Raw genomic sequence first — 15,305 nt, 5'->3', positions numbered from 1 at the left:
GGGCGCGACGGGCGGCCCCGGATCCTCTGGGTCGGCCGGACCGCGGGCCGGGCGGGCAACGGGCCGCATCTCACCACCTGCCGGCGGCCCCGCTGCGCGCCAGGAGGTACGGCATGACGGACCAATCGTTGATCGTTGCCACGGACCTGCCTAGATTGGCAGAAGCGTGTCGCTTCCGCCTAAGGAGCAAGTCATGTCCCTGCGCACCGAGCCGCCGTTCCGCGCCGACCATGTCGGCAGCCTGCTACGCCCGCCCGCGCTGCTGGCCGCCCGCGACGACCACGCGAAGGGCCGCATCGACGGCGCCGCGCTCGCCGCCGCCGAGGACGCCGCCATCCGCGACGCGGTCGCCGTGCAGCGCGAGGCGGGGCTGCGGTCGGCGACCGACGGGGAGTTCCGCCGCACGTCGTGGCACATGGACTTCATCTACCGGCTCGGCGGCATCAGCCCGGCCGACGACAAGATCAAGGTGCGGTTCCACAACCCGTCGGGCGACATCGAGTTCAGCACGGCGGCGCTGCGGGTGCACGACCGGGTCCGGCTGGACGAGACGATCTTCGCCGACGATTTCGCGTTCCTGCGGAACGCGGTCGGGGACGGGGTGACGCCGAAGCTGACGATCCCGTCGCCGAACATGGTCCACTACCGGGGCGGCCCGGCCTCGATCGACCCGGAGGTCTACCCCGACATCGAGGAGTTCTGGTCCGACCTCGCCGCCGCCTACGCCGAGCAGGTGCGGCGGCTCGGCGAGATGGGCTGCCGGTACCTGCAACTGGACGACACCAGCCTCGCCTACCTCAACGACCCGGCGCAGCGCGCCATGATCAGCGAGCGGGGCGACGACGCCGAGCACCTGCACCTGCGCTACATCAAGCAGATCAACGCCGCGGTGGCCGGGCGGCCGGAGGGCATGAACGTCACCACGCACATGTGCCGGGGCAACTTCCGCTCGTCCTGGACGGCCGAGGGCGGCTACGACTTCGTCGCCGAGGCGCTGTTCGGCGAGCTGGACGTGAACGGGTTCTTCCTGGAGTACGACGACGCCAGGTCCGGGGGCTTCGAGCCGCTGCGGTTCGTCCCGCCGGGCAAGATGGTCGTGCTCGGGCTGGTCACCACCAAGCGCGGCGAACTGGAGTCCAAGGACGATCTGAAGCGCCGCGTCGACGAGGCGTCGCGGTTCGTGCCGCTGGAGCAGATCTGCCTGTCGCCGCAGTGCGGGTTCTCCTCGACGGTCGAGGGCAACGTGCTGACCGCCGGGGAGCAGGCGGCGAAGCTGCGCCTCATCGCCGAGACCGCGCAGGAGATCTGGGGTTGAGGCGGCACCCGCGCATCGGCGACCTGGCCGCCATCGGCATCCCCGAGCAGCCCGCCCTGTCCCCCGCCGGCACGCGGGCCGTCTACGTGCTGCGCACCTGCGACACCGCCGCGGACCGGAACGCGCGGGCGCTCTGGCGGGTGGACGTCCCCGGCGGGCGGCCCCGGCGGCTGACCCGCGGCCCGGCCGACACGGCGCCCGCCTGGTCCCCGGACGGGACGCGGGTCGCGTTCCTGCGCGCCCAGGACGGCCCGCCCCAGGTGTGGCTGCTCCCGGCCGACGGCGGCGAGCCCGAACCGCTCACCGGTCTGCCGCGCGGCGCGGGCGCCCCGGTGTGGAGCCCGGACGGCTCGGCGATCGCGTTCACCGCCCCCGCGGGACCGGCCGATGAGGCCGAGGGCCCGCTCGTGGCCGAGCGGCTCGACTACCAGGCCGACGGCCTCGGGCTCGTCGGTTCCGTGCGGCGGCACCTGCACGTGGTCGATGTCGCGACCGGACGGTGCAGGCAGGTCACCTCCGGGGACTGGCACGCCGGCGACCCGTGCTGGTCGCCGGACGGGGCGAGGCTGGCGTTCACCGCCGCCACGGCCCCCGACGCCGACCTGACGCTCCGCGCCCCGGTACACGTCGTCGACGCCGCCCGGGAGGGCGCGTCCCCCGAGGTCGCGGGCCTTCCGGAGGGGGCCGGCGGCACGGTCGCCTGGGCGCCGGACGGACGGTCGCTGCTGGTCGCGGGCACGACCGGCGCGCCGGTGGGGCACACCGGGCTGCTGCGGGTGCCGCTCGGCGGCGGGACGGCCGCGAACCTGTCCGCCCCGCTGGACCGCAACGTCATGACCGGCCACACGGGCTACCCGGGCGCGGTGCCCCAGTTCGGCGGCGACGGCCGCACCGTGTTCTTCTGCGTCCGCGACCGCGGCTGCACGCACGTCTACTCGGTGCCCGCGGACGGCGGCGAGCCGCGTCCGGTGGTCGGCGGCGCGGGGCGTGTCGTGTCCGCCATGTCGGTCGCCGGGGGCACGGCCGTGATCGTCCTCGCCACGCCCGCGTCGTTCGGTGAGGTCATCGCCGTCGACCTCGCCACCGGGGCGGAGACCGTGCTCACCGAGCACGGCGCCGAACTGGCCGGTACCGTCCCGTTCGTCCGGCGGGAGCGCGAGTTCACGATCTCCGACGGCACGGTCGTGCACGGCTGGCTCGTCCGCGACCCGGACGCGTCCGGCCCGCAGCCCCTCCTGCTCGACGTGCACGGCGGGCCGCACAACGCGTGGAACGGCGCCGCCGACGACGTGCACCTCTACCACCAGGAGCTGGCCGCGGCCGGCTGGACGGTGCTGCTGGTCAACCCGCGCGGCAGCGACGGCTACGGCGAGCGGTTCTGGCGGGCGGTCGAGGGCGCGTGGGGCACGGCCGACGCCGCGGACCTGCTGGAGCCGATCGACGCCCTGGTCGCCGCCGGCCTCGCCGACCCGGACCGGCTCGCCGTCACCGGCTACAGCTACGGCGGGTTCATGACCTGCTACCTCACCGGCCGGGACGGCCGCTTCAAGGCGGCGATCGCGGGCGGCGTCGTCGCCGACCTCACGAGCTTCGGCGGCGCCGCGCACGCGGGCCACGACCTGAGCGAGTTCGAGCTGGGCGGCCCGTTCTGGACGCGCCCGGACCGGTACGCGGCGATGTCGCCGCTGACGCGCGTGGACCGGGTGACCGCGCCGACGCTGATCCTGCACGGCGCGGACGACCGCGCCTGCCCCGCCGGCCAGGCCCAGCAGTGGCACACCGCGCTGCGCGAGCGGAACGTCCCGGCCCGGCTGGTGCTCTACCCGGGCGCCTCGCACATGTTCCTCCTGGACGGCCGGCCGTCGCACCGGATCGACTACAACCGCCGCGTCGTGGAGTGGGCCGAGCGGTACGCCGGCCGCGGGCGCGGAGGGCCGCACCGCGCGCCCGTCGACGCCGGGCACTGGGGGCGCCGGCTCGCCGAGCTCGCCGCGCGGCACCGCGTGCCCGGCGCGTCCCTCGGCATCCTGCGGCTGCGGGACGGCCACGAGGACGAGGTCGCCGAGGCCGCCTGCGGCGTCCTGAACAAGGACACCGGCGTGGAGACCACGACCGACTCGGTGTTCCAGATCGGGTCGATCACCAAGGTATGGACGGCGACCGTCGTGATGCAGCTCGTGGAGGAGAGCCTCCTCGACCTCGACGCGCCGGTCATCGAGGTGCTGCCCGAGCTGCGGCTGGCCGACCGCGAGGCCGCCAAGAGCGTGACCATGCGGCATCTGCTGACCCACACCAGCGGCATCGACGGCGACGTGTTCACCGACACCGGGCGCGGCGACGACTGCCTGGAGAAGTACACGGCCGTCCTCGCGGACGTGCCGCAGAACCATCCGCTGGGCGCGACCTGGTCGTACTGCAACGCCGGGTTCTCGCTGGCCGGGCGGGTGATCGAGAGGCTGACCGGCACGAGCTGGGACGCGGCCATGCGGGAGCGGCTGTTCGAGCCGCTCGGCCTGCGGCGCACGATCACGCTGCCCGAGGAGGCGCTGCTGCACCGCGCCGCCGTCGGCCACGTGAGCCCCGACGGGTCCGCGCCGCTGCGCGCCCCGGTGTGGCAGCTGCCGAGGTCCATCGGCCCCGCCGGGCTGATCGGCGCGTCCGCCGCGGACGTGCTCGCCTTCGCGCGCCTGCACCTGACCGGCGGGCGCGCGCCCGGCGGGGCGCGGCTGCTGAGCGAGGAGGGCGCCGCCGCCATGGCCGCCCAGCACGCCGAACTGCCGGACACCCGCACGCTCGGCGACTCGTGGGGGCTCGGCTGGATCCGGGACGCCTGGGACGGGCGGCGGCTCATCGGGCACGGCGGCTCGACGATCGGGCAGAACGCCTACCTGCAGTTGCTGCCGGACGCGGGCCTCGCCGTCGTCCTGCTCACCAACGGCGGCGACACCGACGGGCTGTACGAGGACCTGTACCGGGAGGTCTTCGCCGACCTCGCCGGCGTCGCCATGCGGCCCCCGCCGCGGCCGCCCGCCGGGCCCGTCGCCGCGGACATCGAGCCGCACCTCGGCACCTACGAGCGGGCCGGCTCGCGGCTGGAGGTGCTGCGCGGCGAGGACGGGCCCGTCCTGCGGGTGACGCGGACCGGCCCGCTGGCCTCGCTGCTGCCCGACACGGTGACCGAGCACCCGATGGCGGCGATCCAGGAGGACGTGTTCGCCGTCCGGGACCCCGGCACGGACAACTGGATGCCCGTGACCTTCTACGCCCTCCCGACCGGCGAGCGCTACCTGCACTACGGCCTGCGCGCCACCCCGAAGACCGGCTGAACGGGCGTCGGCGCGCCCCGCGACCGGAGTCTGACCTTTCGGTTAATGATGGGTGAAGTATCTCCCTGAGCAGGGATCGCGCTCCGCGGCCGGCAGTAGGCTCGCGGCGGACCCCGCGCAGGGCGGCGACGGGGACGGGGCGGGAGGGGAACCGGGCCGGTGAGCGTGATCAATGTGGGGCAGGCCGTCGTCCTCGGGATCGTGGAGGGCCTGACCGAGTTCCTCCCGGTGTCCTCGACCGGCCATCTGAAGATCACCGAGGGCCTGATGGGCATCCCGGTGGACGACAGCGCCGTCGTCGGGTTCACCGCCGTCATCCAGGTCGGCGCGATCGCGGCCGTCCTCGTGTACTTCTTCCGGGACATCCTCCGGATCGTCACCGCGTGGGGGCGCGGGATCGCCGACCCGTCCGAGCGGTACCACCACGACTACAAGTTCGCCTGGTGGGTCATCTTCGCGACCGTCCCCGTCGTCATCGTCGGCGTCGCCGCCAAGGACCTCATCGAGGGCCCGCTCGCCTCGCTGTGGGTGGTCGCCGGGTCGCTGCTCGCCGGCAGCGTCGTGATGTGGCTCGCCGACCGGCTCGGCCGGCACAAGCGCGGCGAGGACGACACGTCCTTCGCCGACGCGATGCTGATCGGGTCGTCGCAGATCCTCGCGATGCTGTTCCCCGGCTTCTCCCGGTCCGGCGCGACGATGTCGGTCGGGCTGATGCTGGGCCTGGACCGGGTCGCCGCGACCCGGCTGTCGTTCTTCCTCGGCATCCCCGCGCTGACCGGCGCGGGCCTCTACGAACTGCCCACCGCGCTCGGCTCCGGGGTGGACGCGCTGCCGCTGGCCGTCGGCACCGCCGTGTCGTTCGCTGTCGCCTACGCGTCCATCGCCTGGCTGCTGCGGTTCGTGGCGCGGCACAGCTTCACCTCCTTCGTGGTCTACCGGGTCATCGTCGGCCTGCTGCTGTTCGGGCTGCTCGGCGCCGGGACGCTGAACGCCTGAAAGATCACCGGGGATGGGGAAGACTGTCACGGTCCACACCTGCGACGAGGAACGGAGCCCTGACGATCGATGAACGACGCGATGTGGGCCGGAACCGTCACCATCACCGGGCACGGGGACGCCGGGCTTGAGGCGTACCTCGCCAGGCCGCTCGGCGACGCCCCGCGCGGCGGCGTGGTGGTGATCCATCACCTGCCGGGATACGACTCCGGCACGCGGGAGTTCGCCCGCACGTTCGCCGCGCACGGGTACGCCGCGATCGTGCCGAACCTGTACTCGCGGGAGGGCGCGGGCGCCGCCCCCGACGACCAGGCCGCCGCCGTCCGCGCCAAGGGCGGCGTGCCGGACGAGCAGCTCGTCGGCGACGTCGCCGGAGCCGCCGCGCACCTGAACGCGCTGGAGCACGCCAACGGGAGGATCGGCGTGATCGGCCACTGCTCGGGCGGCCGGCACGCGTTCCTCGCCGCCTGCTCCCTCGACCTCGACGCCGCCGTCGACTGCTACGGCGCGTTCGTGGTGAACGCCCCGCCCGCCGACTCGCCGCTGAAGATGACGCCGCTGCTGTCCATGGCGCCGGACCTGTCGTGCCCGCTGCTGGGCCTGTTCGGCGAGGACGACAAGTTCCCCGCACCGGACGAGGTCGCCGCGCTCGACGCGGAGCTCACCGGGCTCGGCAAGGAGCACGAGTTCCACAGCTACCCCGGCGCCGGGCACGCGTTCTTCGCCGTCGAACGGCCCTCGTTCCGGCCCGCCGCCGCCAAGGACGGCTGGGCGAAGATCTTCGCGTTCTACGGCCGCCACCTGAGCGCCTGAGAGGAGACCGCTATGTGCACCTACCAGACCGTGAAGGTGGAGCTGGACGGCGCGGCGAAGGGCGCGGCCGGCTGGTTCACGGTGACCGGCGGCGCCGTCTACGTCGACCACCCCTACCACGCGTGCCAGGAGCACACGGTGAACATCGACTTCACCAACCCGGGCGACGGCCCGTCCGCGCGGGTCGCGGTCGAGCTGACCGAGGAGGCGGCGCTGGCGCTGGTCGGCGCCATCCAGCAGGCCCTCGCCGCCGCCCCACCCGGCCTCGCGTCCGGCCAGGGCGCCGCCTAGCCGGGCGGGCAGGGGAGCATGACCTCGGCCGGGGGCGGGTCGGTGTGCAGGAGTTCGACCAGGTGCGCGCGGCGGTCGAGGACGGCGCGCTGGTTCACGTAGCCCTTGTCGGTGATCTCGCCGTGGGCCAGTGACGCCGGGTCGTCCAGGACGAGCAGCCGGGCGACCCGGCGCGACGCGCCGGTCGCGGTGCCGTTCAGCCGGTGCAGCGCGGCCCCGAGCGCCGCGCGGACGTCCGCGCACGCCGCCGCCTTGGCCGGGTTCAGCCAGACCATCGCGCCGACGCCGCCGGTGTCGTGCCCGGTGAGGACGGCGTCCGACACGAGGCCGCCGCAGGCGCTCAGCAGCGCCGAACGCAGGGTGCCGGCGCTGACCCACGTGCCGCTCGACAGCTTGAAGTCCTCGCTGATGCGGCCGTCGAAGACGAGGCCCCTGCCGGGGTCGGCGCCGTCGACGAGCCGGACGGCGTCGCCGGTGCGGTAGTAGCCGTCCTCGTCGAACGCCGCCCCGGTCCGCTCGGGGTCGTCCAGGTAGCCGGGGGTGACCGACGGCCCCTTCACGCGGATCTCCAGCTTCGGCCCGACCGGCGCGAGCTTGATCGAGACGCCCGGGATCGGGACGCCGATGCAGTCGCTGCGCCCGGAGGCGAAGTACGCCGAGGTCGCGGCGGGGGCGGTCTCGGTGGCGCCCCACGACGTCGTCATCGGCGCGGCCGACCCGGTGGACGCGGCGACCTTGGCGATGCCGTCCCACACCTGCTGGGGCAGTGCGGCGGCGGCATAGAAGACGTAGCGCATCCGGGAGAAGAACGCGGCGGCGAACTCGGAGTCGGCCTCCAGGTGGGGCAGCAGCGAGGCGTATCCGGCGGGGACGTTGAAGTAGACGGTCGGGCGCACGTCCGCCAGGTTGCGGACAGTACGCTCCACCAGGTCGGGTCCTGGGCGTCCGTCGTCGACGTAGAGGCTTCCGCCGTTCGCGACGGCGAGGCCCATGTTGTGGTTGCCGCCGAAGGTGTGGCTCCACGGCAGCCAGTCGAGCAGCACCGGCGGCTCCACGCCGAGGAACGGCCAGATCTGGCGGAGCGCCCGCTGGTTCGCGCACAGCATCCGCTGCGTGTTGAGCACGCCCTTGGGGCGGCCCGTCGACCCCGAGGTGAAGAGGATCTTGGCGACGGTGCCGGGGCCGACGCGGGCGAAGTGCGCGTCCACCTCGCCGGTCGGGACGGTGCGCGCCCACGCGCGGAAGGCGTCCCGTCCCGCGAGGCACGTCCCGCCGGCCGCCGCCAGCGCGGACGCGTAGGTGCCCGCCTCGTCGGCGAACACCACGGCGGGCCGAGTCAGCGCGGCCATGTCGCGGAGCTTGGCGTGGTCCGCGTCCAGCAGCGAGTACGCGGTGCTGACCGGGACGGCCGGCGATCCGATCGTGTAGCAGGCGAGCGTGAGCAGCAGGTGCTCGACCGAGTTGCCGGAGAGGATCATCACCGGGCGGCCGGACGCGCCGTGGTCGAGCAGCGCCTGCGCGAGGCCGTCCACCCGGCGCCGCGCCTCGCCGTAGGCGACCCGCCGCCAGCCGCCGCCGTCACGGTCGGCGCCGTCCCGGTCGGCGACGAGGAGCCGGCCCGGATGGGCGGCGGCGGCCTCCCGGAACAGGTGGGCCATGCTCGCGGCGTGCGGTTCGGGCGGCAGCGCCGACTCCAGGACGATCGAGCCGTCCGCGCGCCGCTCGGCGAGCGTCCTCGGTGTGGCGAACAGGTCCATCACTCACCTCGGTCCGCGTCGGGAATGCCGTGCGCGGACGGCCCGGGGCCGCCTCCCCGTGAAGCTATACAGTTTTTTAAAACAGCGTCAAGAGAACGTCGAACCTTCGGGTCACCGGGTGCGCGTGGCGTCGCTGCGGAAGTCGGTGTAGGTGTAGGGGTTGTCGAGGATCTTCGTCTCGGGGACGTCGGGGTTCATCCCCGCCGCCCACGCCTCCTCTCCCATGGACGAGCGCAGGTACTCGACCGTCGCCTCGACCTCGCGGCGGGCTGCGGCCAGGTCGGTGTCGACGAGGCGGTGGTCGTGCTTGACCACGCGCCCGTCCACCACGACGGTGTGGACGTCGCCGCGCTGCGCCTGGAACGCGACGTGCCCGTAGGGGTTGAGGACGGGGAAGGACACCGGCGAGTGCTCGTTCTTGATCAGGACCACGTCGGCCTTCCGGCCGGGCGCGAGGCTGCCGAGGTCGTCGCGGCCGAGCGTGCGGGCGCCGCCGCGGGTGGCCCAGTCGACGACCTGGTCGGCGCGCAGGTTGCAGTGGGTGACGGTGTCGCCCTTGCCGTGCGCCTCCAGGTGCATCCGGCAGCGGTCGGCGCCGAGCGTGGTGCGCATGGCGGAGAACAGGTCGCCGCTCCACCAGACGCTCGTGTCCATCGACAGCGACACCGGGATGTCGTGGTTGCGGATCACCCAGGTGGGCGGGTAGCCCTGCCCGGCGCTCTGCTCGCTCTCGGTGGACACGGAGATCGACCCGCCGGTGGCGGCGATGCGGTGGTAGGAGTCCGCCGACAGGGACGCGGCGTGCACGTACACGGTCTCGGGCGTCATGAACCCGGCTTCGTACATCTGCCTGATGCCCTCGTCGCTGGTCGCGCCCCAGACACCGGCGTGCGTGGTGACGGGCACGCCGAGCTCGCGGGCGGCCTCGAAGGCGGCCTTCTCCGGGAAGGACGGGTCGCCGACCACGTCGAACGCGACCTGGAAGCCGAGCATGTCGCCCCCGGCGAGCTCGCCGGCGAGGGCGCGGAACTCCGGCGTCGCCGTCCATTCGGCGGGCGGGGCCTGGATGTTGCCGTAGGCGAGGACGAACCGCCCGGGCACCGAGCGCAGCGCGTCCACGGCGGCGGCGGCGTGGTCCGGGGTCTGCAGGCCGTGCGACCAGTCGACGACCGTGGTGACACCGGCGTCGATCGCCTCGATCGCGGCGAGCAGGTTCCCGGCGTGGACGTCCTCCGGGCGGAACCGCTTGCCGTGCTCCAGGTAGTACCAGACGAAGTACTGCGTGAGCGTCCAGTCGGCGCCGTAGCCGCGCATCGCGGTCTGCCACATGTGCCGGTGCGTGTCGATCATGCCGGGCATCACGATGCCGCCGGACGCGTCGATCTCGGCGGTGCCGTCCGGCACCGGCAGGTCCGGGCCGACCGCGCTGATCCGGTCGCCCTCGATGAGGACGTCGGCGCGGTCCAGGACCTCGTGCCCGTCGGTCATCGGCAGCACCATGCCGCCGCGCAGCACCAGGGGACGCCCCGGCTCGAACTCGCTCATCATCGTTCTCCTCGTCTCGGGACCCGACCGCCGGGAGCAGCCACGGACCGATGTCCGCTATACGGTCAAACCTGCATGGAGCCACTCTCGTCACCGCTAGTCAAAGTGTCAACCACTTGACCGTCGTGGATATGAACGTGCCAGAATCGCAGTGACGGACGAATGTCCGTTGAACGGACGAAGATGCGCGCAAGCGATGAGCAAGGGAGCCGGATGACTGACGACACCACACGCGGCGGGCCGCTCTCGGGGGTGCTGGTGGCGGACTTCTCCCGGATCCTCGCCGGACCCTACGCGACGATGCTGCTGGCCGACCTGGGCGCGGACGTGATCAAGGTGGAGGGGCCGAAGGGCGACGACACCCGCACGTGGACGCCGCCCGCCCGCGGCGACGTCGCGACCTACTACCTCGGCGTCAACCGGGGGAAGCGCTCGATCGCGCTGGACCTGCGGGACGAGAAGGACGCCGCGGCCGCCCGCGAGCTGGCGCGCCGCGCCGACGTCCTGATCGAGAACTTCAAGCCGGGCGGCCTCGCCCGCTTCGGCCTCGACTACGACGCGGTCCGCGCCGCCAACCCCGGCATCGTCTACAGCTCGATCACCGGGTTCGGGGCGGGCGCCGGGCGGAAGGTCCCCGGCTACGACCTGATGGTGCAGGCGATCTCCGGGCTGATGAGCCTGACCGGCGACCCGGACGGCCCGCCGTATCGCGCCGGCATCTCGGTGTTCGACGTGATGGCGGGCAACCACGCCGCGATCGGCATCCTCGCGGCGCTGCGGCACCGCGACGCGACCGGCCGGGGCCAGCTCGTCGAGGTGAACCTCCTGTCGTCGGCGCTGACCGGGCTCGTCAACCACAGCTCCGCCTACGTCGCCGGCGATACCGTCCCCTACCGGATGGGCAACGCGCACCCGAGCGTTTTCCCCTACGAGCCGCTGCCGACCGCCGACAACGACCTGATCGTCACCGCGGCCAACGACGGCCAGTTCCGCAAGCTGTGCGAGGTGCTCGGCATCCCGGACGTCCCCGACGACCCGCGGTTCGCGACCAACGCCGACCGCACCGCCAACCGCGCCGAGCTGCGCCCGATCCTGGTGGAGCGGCTGAAGCTGCACGGCGCGGTCGAGTGGTTCGAGCTGCTGGTGGACGCGGGCGTGCCGAGCGGCCCGATCAACACGATCGACGGCGGCTTCGCGATGGCCGAGCGCTTCGAGCTGGACCCGGTCGTGGTCGTCGGCGAGGACGCGGACGCGGTGCCGACGACCCGGCACCCGATCCGCTTCTCCGAGACGCCCGCGAGCTACCGGCTGCCGCCGCCCGGTCTGGACGAACACGGTGCCGAGCTGCGTCAATGGCTGTCGGAGCCGCAGGGGGACGAGGGGCCGCAGGAGGGCGACCGTGGCTGACACTCCGGAGTACCCGACCGCGCTGGGCGCGTCCAGCCGGGAGACGATCACGCTGCTGGGCCACGACCTCGCGCGGGACGTGATGGGCGAGGTCGGGTTCGGTGAGCTGGCGTTCTGGCTGGCGGCGCAGCGGCGGCCCACAGCCGGCGAGACGCGGGTCTTCGAGGCGGTCCTCGCCGCGCTCGCCGACCACGGCTTCACCCCGACCGCGATCGTCACGAGGCTGACGTACCTGTCGGCGCCCGACTCGGTGCAGGGCGCGCTCGCCGCCGGGCTGCTGGGCGGCGGGTCCCGGTTCCTCGGCGTCACCGAGGACACGGGCCGCTTCCTGCACGACGTCCTGACCTCGGTGGACGGCGACCTGCCGTCCGACGACGCGGGCTGGGACGCGCTGGCGCTGCGGACCGTCCAGCGGGAGCGGGAGGCGAAGCGGTTCGTCCCCGGCCTCGGCCACCACGTCCACAAGGACGGCGACCCGCGCACCCCGCGGCTGATGCGGATCGCCACCGAGGAGGGCCTGTACGGCCCGCACCTGTCGCTGTTCGCCGCGATCGGCCGCGTCCACCCCGAGGTGCTCGGCAAGACGCTGCCGCTGAACGGCGCCGGCGTGTGCGGCGCCGCGCTCGCCGACCTCGGCCTGCCGCTGGAGCTGCTGCGCGGGTTCGCGCTCCTCGCCCGCACCGCCGGGCTCATCGGGCAGCTCGCCGAGGAGCTGCGCAACCCCGTCGGCAACGAGATCTTCCTGTCGGTGGACCTCAACAACCGGTCCGTCGCCCCCGATCCCTACACCCCCGAGGACCGTCATGGCTGAACTGGTCGCTGTGATCGCTTCGACCCACCACCCCTTCTACTACCGCGCGAGCACCGCGACCGGAGAGGACCGCCCCGACTTCGCGGACGAGTGGGTCCGCAAGATCGAGGCGTTCCGCGAGACGCTGACGAAGGCCCGCCCGGACGTCCTGGTGATGGTCGGCTCCGACCACTTCCACCAGCTGTGGCTGGACAACATGCCGCAGTTCCTCATCGGCAAGGCGCCCTTCTACGACGCGAACTGGTACAACGAGGAACGCGAGTTCGGGCTGCCGCGCATGCTGTTCACCGGGCAGGAGGACCTGTCGGAGTACATGCTGCGCGAGGGCCTGGACGCGGGCTTCGACCTCGCGTTCTCCAACGAGCTGCGCATCGACCACTCGATCACGTGCCCGATCATCACGCTGCGCCCGCAGAACGACCTGCCGATCGTCCCCGTCTACACCAACATCTTCGCGCCGCCGCTACCGCGGCCGAAGCGGTTCGTGCAGCTCGGGCGGACGATCCGGGAGCTTGTGGAGTCGTGGCCGGGGAACCAGCGGGTCGCGGTCATCGGCACCGGGCACCTGTCCCTGGAACTGGGCGGCCCGCGCCAGTTCGGCCCGCACGGCCCCGACCCCGAGTTCGACGCGAAGGCCGTCGAGTGGATCTCCTCCGGCGACATCGAGGGCTGCCTGTCGGAGGTGACGCTCGACAGCCTCCACGCGCCCGGCAACGCCACCCACGGCTTCATGGACTTCATGCTGATGATGGGCGTCGCCGGCGAGGGCCGGAAGGCCGACTACGTCGACACCTACGACCTGTTCCACACGATGGAGGCCTACTTCACCTGGTACCCGAACGGAGCGGGCGAGTGAGCAAGTACCTGCTGAACAAGTTCCTCTACACCGTCGACCGCGACCCCGACCTCGTCGAGCGCTATCGGGACGAGCCGGAGGCGACCGTGGCGTGGTGGGAGGAGGAACAGGCCAACCGCATCATCAACTGCCATGGGGGCGAGTCGTCCACCTGGCTGAAGTTCGGCGACGAGGAGCGCGCCGCGCTCGCCGGCCACGACTACCCGAAGCTGTTCGAGCTGGGCGCGCACCCGTTCCTCACGCTGACGCTGTTCATCGCGATGTTCGAGCGCGACTACGACGAGCCGCTCGGATTCCAGCTGGAGTACGCGCGTCGGGTCTCGCACGTCACGCTCCCCTACCCCGACATCGCGACCTGAGCCGATGCGCGCCGCAGAGATCAGGGAATGCGGGCGCCCGCCCGTGGTGGCGGACCGGAACCCGCCCGCGCCGGGCGGCGGCGAGGTCCTGGTGGACGTCCTCGCCGCGCCGATCACGCCGCTCGACCTGCTGTGCGCGAGCGGGACGTCCTACTTCGGGACGCCCGCGACGCCGTACGTGCCGGGCGTCCAGGGCGTCGGGACCTCCGGCGGCCGGACGGTCTGGTTCCCGAGCCCGGCCGGGATGGCGCCGGGCGACGGGAGCATGGCCGAGGTCGCGGCCGTCCCGGAGGCCTCGCTCGTCGAGCTGCCGGACGGCGTCGACCCGGTGCGGCTGGCGGCCCTCGGCCTGTCGGCCGTCGCCGCGCACATGGCGCTGACCTGGCGCGGCGAGCTGGCCGCCGGGGAGCAGGTCGTCGTGCTGGGCGCGGGCGGGGTCGTCGGGCAGGCCGCCGTGCAGCTCGCCCGGACGGCGGGCGCACGGCGGGTCGTCGCCGGCGCCCGGTCACCGGACGCGCGGGCACGTGCTCGGCAGGCCGGGGCGGACGCGGTCGTCGCGCTCGACACGTCCGACGTGGCCGAGCTGGCCCGCCGCTTCGCCGAGGCCGCCGACGGGGCCGTGGACCTGGTGCTCGACCCGCTGTTCGGTGCGCCGGCGGCGGCAGCGGCCCGGACGCTGCGTGCCGGCGGGCGGCTGGTCAACCTCGGGAGTTCGGCGGACGAGACGTGCCCGATCGACTCCGCCACCCTCCGCGGGAAGTCGCTGCGGCTGCTCGGCTACACCAACAACGAGCTGTCGGCCGGGCAGCGGGCGTCCTCGATCGCGTTCGTCGCGGAGCAGGCCGCCGCCGGGCGGCTGGCCGTCGCCCACGAGACCGTGCCCCTGGAGGACGCGGCGGAGGCGTGGCGGCGCCAGGGCGAAGGGACGGCGGCGGGGCGGATCGTCCTCACCCCGCGGTGACCTGCGGCACGGTCTCCAGGCGGGCGAAGTCGGCGCTGATCTCCCCCGCCGTCTGCAGCAGCAGCGGGAGGTACTCCTCCAGGAGCTGCTCGACGGGCGTCTCGGCGGCGTGCGTGTTCACGTTGATGCCCGCGATGACCGTGCCGGAGCCGTCCCGCAGCGGCGCCGCGACCGACCGGATGCCGCGCGCGAGCTGCTCGTCGGTCAGCGCCCAGCCGCGCGCCCGCACCTCGCGCAGCTCCGCGTCCCGCTCCGCCCGGCCGAGCCGGACGCGGGGCTCCAGGCCCGAGCGGGTCGGCTCGGCGAGGACCCGGTCGACCTCGTCCGGGTCGAGCGCGGCGAGCTGCACCTTGCCGAGCGAGGTCTGCAGCGCCGGGAACCGGGTGCCGATCTGCACCGCCAGCGCGACGATCTTCGGGACGGCGACGCGCGCGACGTAGACGATGTCGGACCCGTCGAGCTGCGCGATGGAGCACGACTCGTTCGTCCGGGCGACGAGCCGCTCCATGTGCGGGCGGGCCACGTCCCACAGGCCCATGGACCGGACGTAGGCGACGCCGAGGCCGAGGACGCGCGGGGTCAGGGAGTAGCCGCCGTCGTCCGCGCGCACGTAGCCGAGTTCCCGCAGCGTCAGCAGGATGCGCCGGGCGGTCGGCCGGGCCAGCCCGGTCGCCTCCGCGACCTGGGCGAGGGACATGGCGGGCCGCCGCGCCTCGAAGGCGGTGATGACCTCCAGACCCCGGGCCAGCGCCTCGATGAAATCAGGTCCGGTGCCTTCCCGTGGCATCGATCATCCCCTCGCCGCCCGTCCGCTTCGTCAATCGTCCATCATACGGACAACTGACCGCCCACCCGGAACGCCCCCCGC

Annotated in this window: 13 protein-coding genes; 10 read left to right on the top strand and 3 right to left on the bottom strand. The window is 73.5% G+C overall.

What is annotated here, in order from left to right:
* The first annotated feature begins 193 nt into the window (after window positions 1–193).
* The 5 genes from ABZ806_RS14220 (at window position 194) to ABZ806_RS14200 (ending at window position 6,741) form a co-directional block, all read left to right on the top strand.
* Window positions 194–1,315 carry a 5-methyltetrahydropteroyltriglutamate--homocysteine S-methyltransferase gene (locus ABZ806_RS14220; protein ID WP_500217603.1) on the top strand — a complete coding sequence of 374 codons (1,122 nt, stop codon included), beginning with the start codon at window positions 194–196 and terminating at the stop codon, window positions 1,313–1,315.
* On the top strand, window positions 1,312–4,641 hold the full coding sequence (locus ABZ806_RS14215) for a serine hydrolase (protein WP_500217601.1): 3,330 nt from the start codon (window positions 1,312–1,314) through the stop codon (window positions 4,639–4,641). The genes ABZ806_RS14220 and ABZ806_RS14215 overlap by 4 nt, the downstream gene beginning before the upstream one ends.
* A gap of 159 nt (window positions 4,642–4,800) precedes the next feature.
* Window positions 4,801–5,637 carry an undecaprenyl-diphosphate phosphatase gene (locus ABZ806_RS14210; protein ID WP_500217599.1) on the top strand — a complete coding sequence of 279 codons (837 nt, stop codon included), beginning with the start codon at window positions 4,801–4,803 and terminating at the stop codon, window positions 5,635–5,637.
* Between the two features lie 69 nt (window positions 5,638–5,706).
* A complete protein-coding gene (locus ABZ806_RS14205; protein ID WP_500217597.1) occupies window positions 5,707–6,450 on the top strand; it encodes a dienelactone hydrolase family protein in 744 nt (247 codons plus the stop codon).
* A gap of 12 nt (window positions 6,451–6,462) precedes the next feature.
* Entirely contained in the window at window positions 6,463–6,741 is a 279-nt protein-coding gene (locus tag ABZ806_RS14200; RefSeq protein WP_500217595.1) for a DUF6295 family protein, read from the top strand.
* On the opposite strand, the gene ABZ806_RS14195 is transcribed toward ABZ806_RS14200, so the two are convergent.
* Both ABZ806_RS14195 and ABZ806_RS14190 read right to left on the bottom strand, forming a co-directional pair.
* Window positions 6,738–8,498 (bottom strand): feruloyl-CoA synthase, encoded by a 1,761-nt coding sequence (locus tag ABZ806_RS14195; protein WP_500217593.1) that lies wholly within the window; start codon window positions 8,496–8,498, stop codon window positions 6,738–6,740. The two genes, ABZ806_RS14200 and ABZ806_RS14195, sit on opposite strands and share 4 nt — an antisense overlap.
* Before the next feature lie 111 nt (window positions 8,499–8,609).
* Window positions 8,610–10,043, bottom strand: a complete 1,434-nt coding sequence (locus ABZ806_RS14190; RefSeq protein WP_500217591.1) for an amidohydrolase family protein — start codon at window positions 10,041–10,043, stop codon at window positions 8,610–8,612.
* 213 nt (window positions 10,044–10,256) lie between these two features.
* On the opposite strand from ABZ806_RS14190, the gene ABZ806_RS14185 reads away from it, so the two are divergent.
* The 5 genes from ABZ806_RS14185 to ABZ806_RS14165 are packed head-to-tail and all read left to right on the top strand — an operon-like array spanning window position 10,257 to window position 14,437.
* Entirely contained in the window at window positions 10,257–11,450 is a 1,194-nt protein-coding gene (locus tag ABZ806_RS14185) for a CaiB/BaiF CoA transferase family protein (RefSeq protein ID WP_500217589.1), read from the top strand.
* Window positions 11,443–12,261, top strand: coding sequence for a citryl-CoA lyase (locus ABZ806_RS14180; RefSeq protein ID WP_500217587.1), 819 nt, complete (start codon window positions 11,443–11,445; stop codon window positions 12,259–12,261). Before ABZ806_RS14185 ends, ABZ806_RS14180 begins: the two co-directional genes overlap by 8 nt.
* Window positions 12,254–13,117, top strand: a complete 864-nt coding sequence (locus ABZ806_RS14175; protein ID WP_163063554.1) for a DODA-type extradiol aromatic ring-opening family dioxygenase — start codon at window positions 12,254–12,256, stop codon at window positions 13,115–13,117. The genes ABZ806_RS14180 and ABZ806_RS14175 overlap by 8 nt, the downstream gene beginning before the upstream one ends.
* A complete protein-coding gene (locus ABZ806_RS14170) occupies window positions 13,114–13,476 on the top strand; it encodes a hypothetical protein (RefSeq protein WP_500217585.1) in 363 nt (120 codons plus the stop codon). The genes ABZ806_RS14175 and ABZ806_RS14170 overlap by 4 nt, the downstream gene beginning before the upstream one ends.
* A gap of 4 nt (window positions 13,477–13,480) precedes the next feature.
* Window positions 13,481–14,437 (top strand): quinone oxidoreductase family protein, encoded by a 957-nt coding sequence (locus ABZ806_RS14165; RefSeq protein WP_500217583.1) that lies wholly within the window; start codon window positions 13,481–13,483, stop codon window positions 14,435–14,437.
* On the opposite strand, the gene ABZ806_RS14160 is transcribed toward ABZ806_RS14165, so the two are convergent.
* Window positions 14,424–15,224, bottom strand: coding sequence for an IclR family transcriptional regulator domain-containing protein (locus tag ABZ806_RS14160; RefSeq protein ID WP_500217581.1), 801 nt, complete (start codon window positions 15,222–15,224; stop codon window positions 14,424–14,426). The two genes, ABZ806_RS14165 and ABZ806_RS14160, sit on opposite strands and share 14 nt — an antisense overlap.
* Between the last annotated feature and the right edge of the window lie 81 nt (window positions 15,225–15,305).

It is taken from the genome of Spirillospora sp. NPDC047418 (genome assembly GCF_040643275.1).
In the GTDB taxonomy this organism is placed as follows: Bacteria; Actinomycetota; Actinomycetes; order Streptosporangiales; family Streptosporangiaceae; genus Spirillospora.
The sequence above is the reverse complement of the archived record's forward strand: the minus strand, read 5'-3'. Positions and strand labels throughout refer to the sequence as shown.

Excerpts from the sequence above, each read along its gene's own strand:
- ABZ806_RS14205 (WP_500217597.1), top strand. The coding sequence starts at position 5,707 with ATGAACGACGCGATGTGGGCCGGAACCGTCACCATCACCGGGCACGGG.
- ABZ806_RS14165 (WP_500217583.1), top strand. The coding sequence starts at position 13,481 with ATGCGCGCCGCAGAGATCAGGGAATGCGGGCGCCCGCCCGTGGTGGCG.
- ABZ806_RS14160 (WP_500217581.1), bottom strand. The coding sequence starts at position 15,224 with ATGCCACGGGAAGGCACCGGACCTGATTTCATCGAGGCGCTGGCCCGG.
- ABZ806_RS14195 (WP_500217593.1), bottom strand. The coding sequence starts at position 8,498 with ATGGACCTGTTCGCCACACCGAGGACGCTCGCCGAGCGGCGCGCGGAC.
- ABZ806_RS14190 (WP_500217591.1), bottom strand. The coding sequence starts at position 10,043 with ATGAGCGAGTTCGAGCCGGGGCGTCCCCTGGTGCTGCGCGGCGGCATG.
- ABZ806_RS14175 (WP_163063554.1), top strand. The coding sequence starts at position 12,254 with ATGGCTGAACTGGTCGCTGTGATCGCTTCGACCCACCACCCCTTCTAC.
- ABZ806_RS14220 (WP_500217603.1), top strand. The coding sequence starts at position 194 with ATGTCCCTGCGCACCGAGCCGCCGTTCCGCGCCGACCATGTCGGCAGC.
- ABZ806_RS14185 (WP_500217589.1), top strand. The coding sequence starts at position 10,257 with ATGACTGACGACACCACACGCGGCGGGCCGCTCTCGGGGGTGCTGGTG.
- ABZ806_RS14200 (WP_500217595.1), top strand. The coding sequence starts at position 6,463 with ATGTGCACCTACCAGACCGTGAAGGTGGAGCTGGACGGCGCGGCGAAG.